The sequence below is a fragment of the Paraburkholderia sp. IW21 genome (genome assembly GCF_041321145.1).
In the GTDB taxonomy this organism is placed as follows: Bacteria; Pseudomonadota; Gammaproteobacteria; order Burkholderiales; family Burkholderiaceae; genus Paraburkholderia.
Map to the genome: position 1 here is coordinate 168,261 of NZ_JBGGWA010000013.1, position 15,419 is coordinate 183,679.

Genomic DNA, 15,419 nt, shown 5'->3' on the forward strand with positions numbered 1-15,419 from the left:
CCAGGGACCGGCACGCCGGTCGATAAAGTCATCGCGGCGCTAAAACCTGTCTCCTCGGTGAACCACGAAGGCCTGATGCGCTCTCGTCACTTCCTCGCCGACCCCTGCCAGCCGGAACGTGAATCACCGAAAGCGGTGCCCGGTATGCCTCGATCGCAGGCCGGCTGCCATCGATGCTGGTAGCAAGGCTGCAATGTCGCTGTCCCTCTGGGTCGGCAGTCGGATGAGGACTGCACTTCTGATTGACGTGCGGTTCGTGCCCGTTAAGTTGCGCTGAGCGCAACCGGCTTATGATGGCGGCAGCCGTTGTTAGCGGCGGTGTAAAACCGCTTTTAGATGGCGGCGCAACGCGTCGTTCAGTGGCCCCTGATCGAGCGGCGTAACGTGCGCCAGCTGATGAACGCCACCGTCAGCCCCACCAGAATGCTGCCGATACACGCAACCAGGAGTGTGTGAAAGAGCGTGGCCGAGCGCTCGTTCGCATCGCTCGCCTGCTGGCTCAGATAGTCCTCCAGCGCGCTTTGGCTCGTATTCATCGACGTATAAAGGCCGATCAGACGGTTCGCACGGCTTTCGTCCATCCAGCTCGCGTTGCCCGTGCGGATGGCATCAACCAGCTTGTCGATGCCGTCGCGCCGCACAGCAGTGTGCTTTGCGTCGAGATCGTCGGTGAGACGTTGAAGTTCCGGGGTTTTCGGCAGATCGCGGAAGCTGTTCCACCACTTGTCGGAATCGGCGAGCAGCATGCGGGCGCGGTCGAGTTGCGCGCCCAGTTGCGGCGAATGCGGATTGCTCATCGCCCACTCGAGCCCGAAGCGCGTGCGTGACATCGCCGTGCCGGATTTGCCAAGGGCCACGACCGAAGCGAAATGCACCGTGGAAACGTCGCGCTGCACCTCGTTAATTTCGTCACCCCGAGGATACCGAGTGCCGATGGCAATCAGCAGTAGGCCGAGAAAGGCGATGGTGATCGCAATCCTTAGATTGATGGTCAGGTTCTTGGTCATCATGGTTTTTGTAGGTTTGTTCCTTATGTGGAACATGTAACCGTATATGGAAAGTAGAGCGATTCGTGTACGTGAAAAAATTAAATTCGCGAGGCACGGTAAACGCGTAACAGGCCCCCAATCCATGTTTCGTGGTCGATGGAGGTCTCATTAAATAGATTTAATTTATTGAACTATAAAAAAACAACATTATTTTTATAGCTGACGACTTCGTATAGTCGAGCCCAGTTCGAATGCGCCCCATGCTCGGCGCCCCCTTTCCCGCTACTGGACCACGATGAAACTACTTAAGTTCGCCCCTCTCGCGATTGCCGGCGCGCTTTCCAGCGCCGCCCATGCGCAAAGCAGCGTGACGCTGTATGGCCTGATTTCGGCGGGTGTCGGCTATGCGACGAATCAGGGCGGCAAGAACGCGTGGCAGGCACTCTCGGGGACCAACCAAAATCCGCGCTGGGGTCTGAAGGGCGTCGAAGATCTGGGCGGCGGCACGACCGCAATCTTCCAGCTGGAAAACGGCTTTAACGTGATGACCGGCACCGCGTCGCAAAACGGCCGCGAATTCGGCCGGCAGGCGTTTGTCGGGCTTGCCAGCAAGCAATTCGGTACGTTGACCTTCGGCCGTCAGTACGACACGGTGCACGACTACGTCGGCCCGGTGATCATCGCGAGCAACGGCGTGAACATCGGCGACAACGACAACGGCTACAACGACATCCGCGTGCAAAACGCGGTGAAGTACGTGACGCCCGACTATCGCGGCCTGAAGGCCACAGCCGAGTACGGTTTCAGCAACGCCACCGGTTTCGCCAACAACAATGCGTACAGCTTCGGTGCTGGCTACGAGAACGGCCCGTTGAAGTGGAGCGTGGTCTACGCGCAGTACAACAACCCGTTTAGCGCGACCAATCCGGACGGTGCGATTTCGAACGACTACGCGTCGTCGCTACTGATCTTCGCGAAGAGCGCGCTGCATCCGGCTGCGTATGCAAGCAAGCAGCGCATCTTCGGCACGGGTGGCTTCTATACGGTCGGCCCCGCGCAATTTGCAGCGCTCTTCACCGATGTCCGCTACGATTATCTCGACGGTTCGCATCTGCACTTGCAGAACTACAACCTGAACCTGAACTACCACGTGAGCCCTGCGTTCATTCTCGGCGCAGCGTACGCCTTCACGGACGGCAAATACGATGTGATCAACACGAGCCCCAAATGGCATCAGGTCAATCTGCAAGCCGACTATTACCTGTCGAAACGCACCGACGTCGCGCTGACGGTGATCGCGCAGCAAGCCGCGGGCGACGCGCAACACGCGCAGATTTTTGCCTACGCTCAATCCACCGGCATCCGTCAAATGATCGCGACGGTCGGCATGCGTCACGTGTTCTGACGATGATGAACTCTTTAGATCCGACGCGGGACCGGCGCGCGTTTTTGCGCACGGCCATGGGACTGGCTGCGGGTGCATCGGCGTGGCCGATGCTGGCCGCCGCTTCAGGTGTTGCCGGCGTGGCTAGCGCGGCAAGTGGCACGTCCTCTTCGAGCGCTTCCGCTTTGCAAAGCGGCGCGCGCCGCAGCGTGATCATCGATTGCGATCCCGGTCAGGATGACGCGATTGCGATCCTGTTCGCCCTCGGCGCGAGCGACCGGCTCGACGTGCGCGCGATCACGACGGTCGCGGGCAACGTGCCGCTCAACCTCACCGAACGCAACGCGCGCATCGTGCGTGACTGGGCCGAGCGTACGCAATCGCTGCCGGTCTATGCCGGCTGCCCGCGCCCGCTCACGCGCGAACTGATCACGGCCGCCAACGTGCACGGCAAGACCGGCCTCGAAGGCGTGCCGCTGCATGAACCGCTCGCGCCTCTCGCGCCGCAACACGCGGTCGCCTTCCTGATCGACACCTTGCGCGCCGCACCGCCGCATAGCGTGACGCTGTGCGCGCTCGGGCCGTTGACCAACCTCGCCACCGCGTTCACGGAAGCGCCGGAGATCCGCAACGGCATCCGCGAAATCGTGCTGATGGGTGGCGCCTTCTTCGAACGCGGCAACATCACGCCCGCGGCCGAATTCAATATCTACGTCGACCCGCAGGCCGCGCAAGTCGTGTTTGCGAGCGGTGTGCCGATCGTCGTGCTGCCGCGCGACGTCGCTGTGAAAGCGCCGATCACGCCGGCACGGATCGCGCCGATTCGCGCGCTCGGCAATCGCTGCGGCACGATGGCCGCCGACATCATGGCCGCGGAAGTCGCGTATCAGAAGGGACGCCGGGGCGTCGAAGAAGCGCCGATGTACGACCCCTGCGCGACCGGCTACCTGATCGAGCCGTCGCTATTCAAAGGACGCGAGGTTAACGTGATGATCGAGACAGTCGGCGAATGGACGCTCGGTGAAACCGTGGTGGATTGGAGCGGACACAGCGGCCGTAAGCCGAACGCGACCTGGATCACCGAAGTCGACGCGGACGGTTTTTATGCCGCCTTGCGCGCACGGCTCGCCACGCTGCCGTGAGTCGGCAAACCCTTGAACCCGTAAAGGGCTCGACAACGGCCAAGCATACAGTGCGCCTTGCGTCGTCAGATATGCGCGGCGATCCACTCGCGGCAAGCACGCACGTGCGGGCCGCGATCGTCGCCGGCGAGCGAAATCAGTGCGATCGAACGGGTGACGCGCGGCTTGTCGAGGCGCAACGCGACCAGTTCCGTGTCGTGCAGATGCATGGTGTAGAGACTGGGCAGCACCGCAATCGCCAGACGGTTGCGTACGAGTTCGTACAAAGGCTCGGTGTACTCGACGCGGTACGCGACCGTCAGTTGCAGACCTTCGGCCCCGCCGGTGCGCTGCAACGCATCGCTGACGCTGCCGCGCACGAACACCGCCAGATCGCGGCCAACCAGCTTTGCCCACGCAAGGCTTTTCTTCTGCGCGAGCGGGTCGTCGCGCCGCACCACCACCACGATCTGATCCTCGAACAGATCGTGGTAGCGCAATGCGGCTTCGCCGTCGTTCTCCGTCTCGGCTGCATCGGGCTCGTGCACACCGACGCCGAAATCGGCCGCGCCCTGGCGCACGGCATCGATCAAGGCGGTGTTCGGCATGTCGTTCAGCGTGAAGCGCAGCGATGGTTGTTGTGCGCGCAACGAGGTAAGCGCGGGCAACAGGCGCGCCGCAGCCGACGGAATCAGCCCGATGCGCACCGTCTGCACGCGTTCGGCGAAGGTGCTCGCCATATCGTCGAAGGTGCCGCGCGCCTGATTGAGCAGGCGCTCAGCGAGCGGCAGGACGCTGGCGCCCGCATGTGTAAGCGTCAGTCGATGCGCGGAGCGCGCGAACAGCGGGCCGCCGAGCAGGAACTCGATCTGCCGGATCGCCGCCGTCAGCGCGGGCTGCGTCAAGGCGAGCGATTGCGCAGCCTGCGTGAAACTGCGTGCATGCGCAAGCGTGACGAAGTACTGGATTTGCCGCAGCGTGAGCGCGGGCAGCAGGGACGAACGGTCGGTCATGGAGAGCAGTGCATCGACACAATGCGCAGCAGTATAAATGGCGTGCTTACAGGATGAACCAATTGATCAATAACGAATCTTCAATGCCGAAGACCAACAACCCGGCACACGTCACGCGTGGCGGCTGGCTCGAACGGCGTTTCGCGCTCGCTGAGCACAAGACCAGCGCGCGTATCGAAACGATCGCCGGCATCACGTCGTTTCTCGCGGCCGCCTATTTGCTGGTGGTGATTCCGTCGCTGTTGTCGGCGGGCGGGATGGATCGCGGCGCGGCGACTACCGCGACGATTCTCGTGTTCGTGCTGAGCACAGTGTTGATGGCGCTGTATGCAAATCTGCCGTTTCTGGTGGGACCCGGCATCGGCGGTTCGGTGATTCTCGGCATTACGCTTGCAGGCGAGCACGTCGCATGGCAAACGGGCCTGGGCATTGCGTTCGTGTCCGGTGTACTGTTCCTGATCCTGACCCTGGTGGGTGCGCGCAGCCTCGTGGTGCGCTTGATTCCAGCGCAGATCAAGCTCGGGCTCGGGGCCTCGATCGGGTTGTTCATTGCTGTGCTCGGCTTCCGTAACGCCGGGATGGTGATCGCCAACGCGAAGACCAATGCACTCGCGCTCGGCGATTTTTCGCGGCCCGGCACCCTGGTGGCATTGATCGGCCTCGGCGCGGCTGTCGTGCTGCAAGGCCGCCGCGTGCCCGGCGCGATTTTGTGGGCGATCCTGATTGCGGCCGGCGCCGGTGTGCCGCTCGGCGTCACGCATATGCCCGCGTCGTTTCTGTCGTGGCCGCATGGCATCGCGCCGATCGCGTTCAAGCTCGACATTGCGAGCGCCTTGAGTGTGGCCGCGATTCCGTATCTGTTCGTGTTCTTCGCGGCGGAGTTTTTCTCGACGCTCGGCACCACGCTCGCAGTCGGCGCCAAAGCGGACTTGCTCGACGAAAACGCGAATCTGCCGAACATCAACCGTCCGTTTCTCGTCGATTCGATTGCCGCGACGCTCGGTCCGGTGTTCGGCATTCCGGCGCTCACCGCGCTGGTGGAATCGGCGGCAGGCGTTGAAGCGGGTGGGCGCACCGGCCTCTCCTCGCTCGCCGCGGCCGCGATGTTCGCACTGATGCTGTTGTTCGTGCCGCTCGCTCTGGCCATTCCCAAAGAAGCGACTGCCCCGGCGCTGATCCTGATCGGGCTGTCGATGTTCAGCACGATTCGCCATACGCATTTCGACGACTTCAGCGACTCGCTGCCCGTTCTTTCGATGGTGCTGCTCACGCTGATGTCGAACAGTTTCGGCACCGGCATCGCGGGCGGCCTGCTCTGCTATGTCCTCGTCAAGCTGCTCGCCGGACGGTTCCGTGAAGTACCGTGGGGCCTCTATGTGCTGGCCGTGCCGCTCGGCTATTACTTCTATACCGTGGTCAGGCCGCATTGAGTTCTTCACCTTGGTTACCCCACCTGGTTACCTAACGCAGTTGCACGTTTTCATCCTGCACTCGTACTAAACTGAGTTTGCGTCGAGTTTTACGCACTACCTAAAAACATACCGACATGAAAGAGACATTGGGCAATGTGCCCGCATCGCGCCTCGGCATTACGCTCACCGACGCGCATCGCGCCTTCTTCACCGCCCTGCCGAAGGTCGAGTTGCATTGCCACCTGCTAGGCGCGGTGCGTCACGAGACGTTCATCGCGCTCGCCGAAAAAAGCAACGCGCCGATCGAGCGCGAAGAGATCGACGCGTTCTATACCCGCGGCGAAAAGCCCGTCGGCGTGCTGCGTGTGCTACGCGCGCTCGACGAGCATCTGCTCACGCATGCAGACGACCTGCATCGTATCGCCTACGAATATCTCGCCGATGCCGCCGCGCACCAGGTGCGTCATAGTGAATTCTTCTGGAATCCTACCGGTACTGTGCGCGTCTCGAAGATTCCCTATGCGGATGCGCAAGCGGCCATCGTCACCGCGATTCGCGACGCCGCGCGCGACTTCGGCATCAGCGCACGACTGATCCCGAGCATCGACCGCGAAGCCGATCCCGACGAAGCGGTCGCGCTGGTCGAATGGATGTGCGCGCATCGAGCAGAGGAAGTGGCGGGCCTCGGCATAGACTACCGCGAGAACGACAGGCCGCCTGAGTTGTTCTGGAAGGCATACCGCAATGCGCGTAACGCAGGCTTCAAAACCACCGCGCATGCGGGCGAATTCGGTATGCCGTGGCGCAATGTCGAGACGGCCGTCGACCTGCTGCAATGCGACCGGATCGATCATGGCTATACGATCGTCGACAACCCGCAATTGGCGGCTCAATATGCGGAGCGCGGCATCGTGTTCACCGTGGTGCCGACCAACTCCTACTATTTGCGCACGCTCGCCCCGGAAGTTTGGGCCGAACAGCATCCGATGCGGCGCATGCCGGGCCTGGGCCTGAAAATTCACCCGAACACCGACGATCCGACGCTGCACAAAGTGACGCCAAGCGAAGCATGGCAATTGATGGTCAGCCACTTCGGCTTCAGCATCGCCGAGTTGCGGCAGTTCATGCTGAACGGTATCGACGGCGCATGGATTGACGAAGCGACGCGATACGCATGGCGCGCGGCGTGGAGCGCGGAGTTCGATGTGTTGGCGGCGGCCTTACCCGCTTAAGTGGGACAGCGCCTCGGGCCGCGCCCCCCACTCTCGCGCGGTTTCATTCACCAATCCACGACCCGCGCAAATCGCTGTCGTGCAGCAATTGCAGCAACGCGCCCGCCGGACGGCTCAGTCGTTTGGCGGCCAGCGCGATGAATTCCACCGAGGGCAGCGTCGGCAGACTGGCCGCGTTTAGCGGCGGCGCCAGGCCACGCGCGGCGAGATACTGCGGACGAACCGTTATGTCGAGTCCACCGCGCGCGGCCGCAATACAGCCCGCGGGACTGCTGCTCGTGCGGACCCCCTGCCAGCTGAAACCGGCTTCGGCGAGTGCATCGAGCACCACGGCACGCGTCACGCTCGGCTCGGCGACCAGAATCAGCGGCAACGGCTGGCTGAGATCGACCAGCGTGCCGGTGCGTGCCAGCCACTCCAGCCGCCCCGTGAAAAGCGGCACGCCGCGCCGGTCGCCGAGACGCCGCTGACCTACCAGTAGATCGATCGAGCCGGCGTCCAGCAATTCATACAGCTTTCCGGTCATACCGATCGTGATTTCCAGTTCGACGTCGGGATGCGCGTTGCGAAACGCTGCCAGCACCGTAGGCAGCGGCCCGAGCGCGACGTCGTCGGATGAACCGGATATGCGGTGCGAACTGGTTCCTGATTCTGATCAGGTCGAGATACGCGCTTTCGACGACACCAAAGGTAAGCGGTCCGTATTCGACGTCTACCGGCTGGCGGCATGAGCGAGGAGCATAGGTGCCCACCTATTTTGGTGGACACATGCTGCGCCTTCAGCCTGCGAGAAACCGTGTGCACTAGAAATCGCGCTTACTATACTTCAACATCCCGCCCAATCGCGTGATCGAAATCGGTACGCAGATCCAGATCTAGTTTCGTGAGTTTGGTAAATAGAAGGGAGATCGCCGTGGACGATGAGATCTACTCAACTCACACGCACGTTGCGCGCGTTCTTGCCAGAAAGCTGCTTAAAGAGCACGCGGCTACGGCGGCATCGCGCCGTCTGCCGACTTCCGTTTAAACTCGCGCGGCGAGACGCCGAAGCGTGCACGGAAATCCCGCGAGAAATGCGCGCCGTCGGAGAAGCCGCAATCGAGCGCGATCTGGGTGATGCTGCGCGGATTATTGAGCAATAGCCAACTGCCATATTCGAGCCGCAGCGAGCGCAGGAACGCCATCGGCGAGAGGCCAAGCGCGTCATGAAACGCGCGCTCCAGTTGCCGTCTGCCGACGCCCACATAGCGCGCAATGGCGTCGAGCGTAGGCGGATTGTCGATGCGCTGCTCGACGAAATGGGCCGCCTGACGCACGCGGATATCGGCGATATGTGTGAGGTCGGCGTAGAAGTGCGCCTGCGGCAATTTCGCTGGGCGCATGCCTTGCAGCATCATATGGCGCACAACCTGCTGCGCCTTGCCCCGGCCGCAATGACGGGCAACAAGATATAGACCGAGATCGATGGCTGCGGTTGAGCCAGCGCAGGTGATCAGGTCTCCTTCATCCACGAACAGGTGATCGACGACAGCGGGCGCCTGCGGAAAACGCGCGCGAAACGCGTCGAGCACATTCCAGTGTACGCAGACAACACGCGATCCAATCAGTCCCGCTTGCGCGAGCGCGAATGTGCCGGTGCAGATGCCTAGCATGCGGACGCGGCTTGCGCTCGCCTGCCGCAACCAGTCGGCTAGCAGCGGCGGCAATAGGTATTGGGGTAGTCGTTGCCACCGCAGACCGCGATGTAGTCGAACTCCGCCGGGTCGTCCGGCAATCCGCCGCCGACCGCGAGCGTCACGCCCGCGCTCGAGGTGCGCGGCAAACCGTCCATGCTCATGACCCGCCAGCGAGCGTGAATCTGCCGGCTACGGCCGCCGTGATCCGCAGCCAGACGCAGCACGTCGACCAGCCCCGCGAACGCGGCCAGTGTGAATTGGTGCAGCAGAATGAAACCAATCGAAAGCTCGGGTTTACCCGTTTCCTGCATGGCCGCGGCGGCAGGCGTGGCGCGGGTTTCAGCGTCGGCGTTGGGCGGATTCGGCATGACGCAATTATTCAATTAATTGGCCGTGACTTGCAAGCTGGCGGTGCCGTGCGACGCGCAAGATACAGGCGTGGTCACGACAAGCCAAACCTGGGGACGACATGGGACACGGAACGCGCAACACGATCAAGGCGGCCATTGCGCTCGCCTGCACGATGGTTTCACTGGGCGCCGCCGCGCAGGCGCCACGACTGACGGTCGCCATGTATGGCGGCAACTGGGGCGACGCCTTTCGCAGTTGCGTGGCCGAGCCTTTCACGAAGGTAACCGGGATCGCCGTGACGCCGGAACTCGGCACTTCGACTACGACGCTCGCCAAGTTGCAGCAGCAGAAGGCGGCACCCACCATCGACGTCGCGTGGATGGATGGCGGCATCAGCGAGCTGGCCTATCAGGCAGGTGTGCTCGACAACCTCGATAGCGCGGCGATTCCGAATCTCAAGCAGGTCATCGCCAAGGCCGTTTATCGCAACGGCAATACGACCTACGCGGTCGGCTCCGGCTACTACTCGCTGGGACTGGCCTACAACACCCGGTCGGTCAAACCGCCGACGAGCTGGAAGGACCTCTGGAATCCCGCGTATGCGGGCGCGGTGACGGTGCCGTCGCCGGCCAACTCCGCCGGGATCCCGTTTGTGGTGTTCCTCGCTCAGGTCTGGGGCGTCGACCCGGCTCATCTCGATCCCGTCTACGCGAAGCTCGCATCCCTCGATACGGCGCTCTTCTACGACAGCTCGGGCGCCGCGACGAACGCCTTCCAGAGCGGTGAAGCGACGATTGGCGCGTTCTTCAACGTCGGCGCGTGGGACCTGATCGACAAGGGCGCGCCAATCGGCTTTGTCGTGCCGAAGGAGGGGGCATGGGCGACCGACGCCCGCCTGCATCTCGTGAAGGGCTCGCGCAACAAGGCGGCGGCGGAGAAGTTCATCAACGCCGCGCTGACGCCGGAGGCGGCGACGTGTCTGGCCACGAAGCTGTATCTCGGTCCGGCCGTGGCAGGCGTCAAGCTTCCCCCCGACGTGGCGCGCAAGCTGCCTGGGGGCGCCAACGGTTCGGTCGACAGCCTGAAGCTGTTCGACTGGAGCGTCCTCAACGCGCGCCGTGGCGAGATCACGGCTGCGTGGAACCGCCAGGTGGCCACCAAGCAATGAACCAGGTGCAAGCGATGCCAGCCCTTCTGACTCTCGATGCCGTGTGCAAGCGCTTTGGCGGATACACCGCGCTCGAGCGGATTCACCTGGACATCCGCCAGGGAGAATTCATCGCGCTGCTCGGACCGAGCGGCTGCGGCAAGACCACGTTGCTGCGCTTGATCGCGGGCTTCCTAGCGCCTGACAGCGGCCGTATCGTGATCGAAGATGTCACCGGTTTGCCGCCGTACCGGCGTCCCCTGAACACGGTGTTCCAGAACTACGCGCTGTTCCCGCATATGACCGTGCTCGAGAACGTGGCCTACGGTCCGCGACGGCGGGGCGCGTCGCGCCGCGAGGCGAGCGAACGCGCCAGAGCGGCGCTTGAACTGGTCGGCCTGGCATCGCTCGCGGAACGCTATCCGCGTGAGATGTCGGGCGGGCAGCAGCAGCGTGTGGCGCTGGCGCGCGCGGTAGTCAACCAGCCGAAGCTGCTGCTGCTCGATGAGCCGCTGTCCGCACTCGACATGAAGTTGCGCAAACGCATGCAGCTCGAACTCAAGCATCTGCAGGCAAAGCTCGGCATTGCGTTTGTGTTCGTCACGCACGATCAGGAGGAGGCGATGACGATGGCCGACCGGATCGTCGTGATGAACGCGGGGCGGATCGAACAGATCGGCACCGGCACGGACATCTATCGCGCGCCTGCCACGCGCTTTGTCACGGAGTTCATCGGTGAGGCCAACCTGATCGACTTTACCGCGGCCAGTGGTGCGATTTCGCTGGCATTGCCGGGCGCGACCGCCCGTTTCGCGTGTGCCGGCGCGCCGTCGAAGGGCGTTGCGGTCCTGCGGCCCGAGCAACTGCGGGTGCTCGACAACGCGGGCCATGACGATGCGTCACTGTGCTGCGTCTCGGGCGTGCTGGTCGACGTGGTGAGTGTCGGCAGTCACACGATGCTTCACGCCAATGTCGACGGCCAGCATGTCGTTGCCCGCGTGATGGGGCTGCCGGCGGCGGCAACGCGAACGGGAGGCCCGGTGCGTTTCGGTTTCGATCCGTCCGACCTGCATCTGATCGGGGAGCCGGCATGAATCGCCCCGTCGTCACGCCGTTGGTCATGATGGCTGCGCCGATGGCGTTTTTCGCGGCGTTCTTTCTTGCGCCGCTCGCCGTGGTGCTGCTGGCCAGCTTCACCAGCCCCGAAACGCACGGCGTCTCGCTCGTCAACTATGTGCGCGTGCTGGCCGACCAGTATCACTGGGGCGTCAATCTCGTCACCTTCCGTCTCGCCTGCCTGAGCACGCTGGCCTGCCTGCTGCTCGGCTATCCGCTCGCCTGGTATCTCGTGCGGGTGGTCCGCTGGGGACCGTGGCGGCGGATCTGCGTGATCCCGCTCGTGGTGCCGATGCTGACGAGCAATATCGTCCGCTCGTTCGGCTGGATGGTTCTGCTGGGCCGCAACGGGCTCGTCAATCAGACGCTCCTTGCCACCGACGCGGTTGAGCGTCCGGTGCGCCTCCTCGGCACCGAACTCGGCATTCTGATCGGCATGGTCTATGTGCTGCTGCCGTTCGTCGTGCTGGCGGTCGGCAATGCGCTTGCACAAGTCGATCCCGCAGTCGAGCAGGCTTCGGCGGATCTTGGCGCGAGTCCGCTCGAGACCTTCCGCTATGTCACGTGGCCGCTGACCTTACCCGGTGTGGTGGCCGGCGCGATCATGGTTTTCACGCTCGCGGTCAGCGCCTATGTGACGCCGGCGCTGTTGTCGGGCGGCCGCGTCACAGTCCTGTCGATGTTGATCTTCCAGCAGTACAGCGCGACGTTCGATTTCAATTACGGCGGCGCGCTCAGTATCGTGCTGCTCGTCTTTACGCTCGTTATGGTCGCGCTCGCAGGCCGGGTCGGTGAGATTCGCGGGAGGGCGCGATGATCGCCCGAATGTCGATTCGTGTTGTCTCGTGGATCGTGCTCGCCTATCTGGTGCTGCCGCTTGTGGTCATTCTCGGCAGTTCCCTGACGGCGTCGCAATTCCTCGCGTTTCCGCCGCGCGGCCTCACCTTGCACTGGTACCAGGTGATGCTGTCCGACCCGAGCTACGTCGCGGCGTTCTCGACAAGCACGTTGCTGGCGCTGGCGGCCACGGCCGCGGCGCTGGTTCTTACCGTGCCCGCGGCGCTGGCCTTCGCGCGTTACCCGTTTCCGGGCAAGCGCGCGTTGACGGCCGCGCTGATGGCACCGCTCGTGCTGCCGCACATCGTGCTCGGCGCGGCCCTGTTGCAGTTCGGCGGTTACTTCGGACTCACGCGCAGTTTTGCTTCGCTATTGATCGGCCATACGGTGATCGTCTCGCCGTTCGTGCTGCGTTCCGTTATGTCGATGATGACCCCCGAACAACGCGCGCTCGAGGAGGCGTCTTATGACCTCGGCGCCAATCCGTGGACCACGTTCTTTCTGGTCGTGTTGCCGCGAATCCGTTCGGGCATCGTGACGGGATCGATCTTTGCGTTCATCTCGTCGTGGATCAACGTCGAGCTGTCGATCTTCAACACGACGGCCGACCTCAACACGATACCGGTCAAGCTTTTCAACTACGTGCAGTACACGATCGATCCGACGATCGCCGCCGTATCGGGCGCGACCATCGTGGTGGCGATCGTGGTGATCACGATTCTCGATTTGACGATCGGCCTGGACATGCTGTCCGACCGCAGCTAACCCTCACTCACTTTTCAACGAGGAGCTTCAACCATGCGTAAGCAGGACGCGTTCGATGTTATTTACACCCACACCGAAGGGGAGCCCCTTTGCATCGTGCATAGCGGCATTCCCTATCCGCCGGGATCGACGATCCTGGAAAAGCGCGCCTTTCTTGAGACGAACTATGACTGGCTGCGCAAGGCGCTTATGTGCGAGCCGCGCGGGCACAAGGACATGTTTGGTGTGTTCCTGACGCCGCCGTCGAGTAAGGAATTCGACGCGGGTCTGATTTACATCGACGGCACTGAATATTCGCACATGTGCGGTCACGGCACGATCGCGGTCGGCATGACGATGGTGGCGTTGGGCCTTGTGCCGCGCAGCGACAATGGCGTCACGCGGATTCGTTTCGAAACGACCGCGGGTCTTGTGGTCGCCGAAGTGGCTTCAGAGGGCGACGAGGTGCTGTGGACGCGTTTCGAGAATGTACCGGCCTATGTGGCCGCGCAGGACATTCCCGTGCACCTGCCGGGCTATGGCGATCTGAAGGCCGATCTCGTCTGGGGCGGCAACTATTTCGGCATCGTAGATCTGTCGGGCTGCGCGCTGCGGATCGCGCCCGAGAACGGCAGCGAACTGTCGCGCCTTGGCCTGCTCGTGCGCGACCAGATCAACGAGCAGATGCGCATCCAGCATCCGACTGAAGCGCATATCAACAATCTGAATTTCATCACCTTCTGGCACTCGCCGACGATCGAAGGCGCATTCTACAAGAACGTCCACGTGTTCAGCGCGGGCCAGCTCGACCGTTCGCCGGGGGGCACCGGTACCAGCGCGATGATGGCGATGTTCGAGGCGCGCGGCAAACTCAAACTGAACCAGCCGATCCTGTCCGAGGGGTTGCTGGGCAGCGGCACGTTCGAAGGCTGCCTGCTCGGCGAGGTCGACCTGAACGGCACGCGCGCCGTGCGTCCGACCGTGAAGGGTACGGCCAGCATTCTCGGCACGGCACGCTGGATGCTCGACCGGAAAGATGAGGTCGGCGCGGGCTTCGTGGTGCGCTAAGTCAGTGAAGCGAGCGGCGGGCACACTGCTCGCTTCACTGATGCCCGCACTCTGGCCGATCGGCATGCGGCCCATCAGTCCGCTGTCAAGGCTGCCGGCCAGCCCTTTGTCCCTGTTTCATGCCTGGAGACCACGGGCGATGTCGAGTCTGCGGGCTTGCTCGATCGGACGGCCGATATCGGCGACCTCAGCGGCGACGAAATCGTCGACGCGTGCCTGAATGCCGTCGGCGATCTCATCCAGCCAGTCGGCGCGTTCGGCAGGCTTCGTGTTGCGTCAGCCCGCGCGTTGCGCGGCGGTAGCTGCGCGCACGGCGGCGTCGACTGTGGCGGCGTCGGCTTCGCAGACCTGGGCGAGTACGGTGCCGTCGGCAAGGCTGACGTTCGGAAATGTCGTAGCGCTCGCCAGAAATTCGCCATTGATGTAGTGGCGCAAAAACCGCGCTTGAAGCGAGATGCTGATTGGTTCGTAGATCCAAATGTCTCCTGCTGAATATGACCGTTCAGCAGGAGTCTAAGCAATGAGAAGTTACTTTGGATATTCAAATATTCGGCTCGACGCATTCCAGTTCAGAATATCAGGTCGACATCCCCAATCGCGTCAAGCTGCTCCACCGCCTTGAGTGAACGCGAGTACTCACTCAGTTCTTGTACCGGTGGGCAATACAGATCTTTCATAGACGAGTACCGGTCTCGCAGCGAGCGTACGCGGGGGCATCTTCACTGTATGGGAGATCTGTCGTATAGGCCATCGAAGGCAGAGTGTCTCGACTTGTTCCCTGTCGCCTCGCCCGACTCTTCCCTTGTCGTCTTCTTTCACGGCGGCTATCGGCAAGAATTGTCGAAAGAAGACTCCAGTTTCCCTGCGGCCGGTTTCATTGAACAGAACATTTCCTTTTGTGCCGTTAATTACGAACTTGCACCTCGGGCCAGCATCGGCGACATCGTTCGTCAATGCGCTCGCTCGGTTGAATGGCTGCATTCACAGGGCTCCTCGCTCGGCTTCGATCCGACTCGCATCGTTCTGGCAGGCAGCTCTGCGGGTGCACATCTGGCCGCGATGACCGCGATGCTCCTGCAACGTGGCGCGCACGCGCGCAGTCTGGTGCGAGGAACGGTTCTCGCCTCCGGAATATTCGACCTGACGCCCTTGGTTCACACGAGCATCAATACCCCCTCGGCTTGACAGAAGAAATGGCAGACATGCTAAGGAAAGTCTGCAAAAGTCCTGGCATTGACGTGAGCGTGGACTATCCTGGGAGCAGGAGAATTTAAGGGGTGGGTGATGGCACAACTTGGCCTTGGTCTGGATCTGTCAACGAAACGCACG

General features: G+C 62.5%; 14 protein-coding genes and 2 pseudogenes. 10 read left to right on the plus strand and 6 right to left on the minus strand.

Going from position 1 to position 15,419, the window contains the following annotated elements; genetic code table 11:
* Positions 1-356 precede the first annotated feature (356 nt).
* A complete protein-coding gene (locus tag ACAX43_RS27250) occupies positions 357-1,010 on the minus strand; it encodes a Tar ligand binding domain-containing protein (RefSeq protein WP_370711501.1) in 654 nt (217 codons plus the stop codon).
* A gap of 274 nt (positions 1,011-1,284) precedes the next feature.
* On the opposite strand from ACAX43_RS27250, the gene ACAX43_RS27255 reads away from it, so the two are divergent.
* Both ACAX43_RS27255 and ACAX43_RS27260 read left to right on the plus strand, forming a co-directional pair.
* Positions 1,285-2,394, plus strand: coding sequence for a porin (locus ACAX43_RS27255; protein WP_370711502.1), 1,110 nt, complete (start codon positions 1,285-1,287; stop codon positions 2,392-2,394).
* A 2-nt stretch (positions 2,395-2,396) separates the two neighbouring features.
* Positions 2,397-3,515 carry a nucleoside hydrolase gene (locus ACAX43_RS27260; RefSeq protein ID WP_370711503.1) on the plus strand — a complete coding sequence of 373 codons (1,119 nt, stop codon included), beginning with the start codon at positions 2,397-2,399 and terminating at the stop codon, positions 3,513-3,515.
* 65 nt (positions 3,516-3,580) lie between these two features.
* On the opposite strand, the gene ACAX43_RS27265 is transcribed toward ACAX43_RS27260, so the two are convergent.
* Positions 3,581-4,507, minus strand: a complete 927-nt coding sequence (locus ACAX43_RS27265) for a LysR family transcriptional regulator (RefSeq protein ID WP_370711504.1) — start codon at positions 4,505-4,507, stop codon at positions 3,581-3,583.
* 83 nt (positions 4,508-4,590) lie between these two features.
* Between ACAX43_RS27265 and ACAX43_RS27270 the strand changes: the two genes are divergently transcribed.
* Positions 4,591-5,937 carry an NCS2 family permease gene (locus ACAX43_RS27270; protein ID WP_370711505.1) on the plus strand — a complete coding sequence of 449 codons (1,347 nt, stop codon included), beginning with the start codon at positions 4,591-4,593 and terminating at the stop codon, positions 5,935-5,937.
* 116 nt (positions 5,938-6,053) lie between these two features.
* A complete protein-coding gene (gene add, locus ACAX43_RS27275) occupies positions 6,054-7,151 on the plus strand; it encodes an adenosine deaminase (protein ID WP_370711506.1) in 1,098 nt (365 codons plus the stop codon).
* A gap of 43 nt (positions 7,152-7,194) precedes the next feature.
* Here the strand turns inward: add and ACAX43_RS27280 are convergent.
* The 3 genes and pseudogenes from ACAX43_RS27280 to ACAX43_RS27290 all read right to left on the minus strand — a co-directional run.
* Positions 7,195-7,773 (minus strand): annotated as a pseudogene (locus tag ACAX43_RS27280) (LysR substrate-binding domain-containing protein); the annotation flags it as partial.
* Between the two features lie 367 nt (positions 7,774-8,140).
* On the minus strand, positions 8,141-8,803 hold the full coding sequence (locus ACAX43_RS27285; protein ID WP_370711507.1) for a GlxA family transcriptional regulator: 663 nt from the start codon (positions 8,801-8,803) through the stop codon (positions 8,141-8,143).
* Between the two features lie 38 nt (positions 8,804-8,841).
* Complete coding sequence (locus ACAX43_RS27290; RefSeq protein WP_370711508.1) at positions 8,842-9,195, minus strand: hypothetical protein; 354 nt, start codon at positions 9,193-9,195, stop codon at positions 8,842-8,844.
* A 101-nt stretch (positions 9,196-9,296) separates the two neighbouring features.
* Here ACAX43_RS27290 and ACAX43_RS27295 point away from each other — a divergent pair, with 101 nt between their 5' ends.
* Genes ACAX43_RS27295 through ACAX43_RS27315 form a run of 5 tightly spaced genes read left to right on the plus strand, consistent with a single transcriptional unit; the run spans position 9,297 to position 14,090 of the window.
* Positions 9,297-10,346, plus strand: a complete 1,050-nt coding sequence (locus ACAX43_RS27295; protein ID WP_370711509.1) for an ABC transporter substrate-binding protein — start codon at positions 9,297-9,299, stop codon at positions 10,344-10,346.
* 14 nt (positions 10,347-10,360) lie between these two features.
* Positions 10,361-11,419 carry an ABC transporter ATP-binding protein gene (locus tag ACAX43_RS27300; protein WP_370711510.1) on the plus strand — a complete coding sequence of 353 codons (1,059 nt, stop codon included), beginning with the start codon at positions 10,361-10,363 and terminating at the stop codon, positions 11,417-11,419.
* A complete protein-coding gene (locus tag ACAX43_RS27305; RefSeq protein WP_370711511.1) occupies positions 11,416-12,258 on the plus strand; it encodes an ABC transporter permease in 843 nt (280 codons plus the stop codon). Before ACAX43_RS27300 ends, ACAX43_RS27305 begins: the two co-directional genes overlap by 4 nt.
* Positions 12,255-13,043, plus strand: coding sequence for an ABC transporter permease (locus ACAX43_RS27310; RefSeq protein WP_370711512.1), 789 nt, complete (start codon positions 12,255-12,257; stop codon positions 13,041-13,043). The genes ACAX43_RS27305 and ACAX43_RS27310 overlap by 4 nt, the downstream gene beginning before the upstream one ends.
* A gap of 33 nt (positions 13,044-13,076) precedes the next feature.
* Entirely contained in the window at positions 13,077-14,090 is a 1,014-nt protein-coding gene (locus ACAX43_RS27315) for a proline racemase family protein (protein WP_370711513.1), read from the plus strand.
* Between the two features lie 126 nt (positions 14,091-14,216).
* Here ACAX43_RS27315 and ACAX43_RS27320 read toward each other — a convergent pair.
* A pseudogene (locus ACAX43_RS27320) lies at positions 14,217-14,564 on the minus strand (aldehyde dehydrogenase family protein); the annotation flags it as partial.
* A gap of 297 nt (positions 14,565-14,861) precedes the next feature.
* Here ACAX43_RS27320 and ACAX43_RS27325 point away from each other — a divergent pair.
* The gene (locus ACAX43_RS27325; RefSeq protein WP_370711514.1) at positions 14,862-15,275 is read left to right on the plus strand and encodes an alpha/beta hydrolase; all 414 of its coding nucleotides are present in this window, start codon (positions 14,862-14,864) and stop codon (positions 15,273-15,275) included.
* The last annotated feature ends 144 nt before the right edge of the window (positions 15,276-15,419 follow it).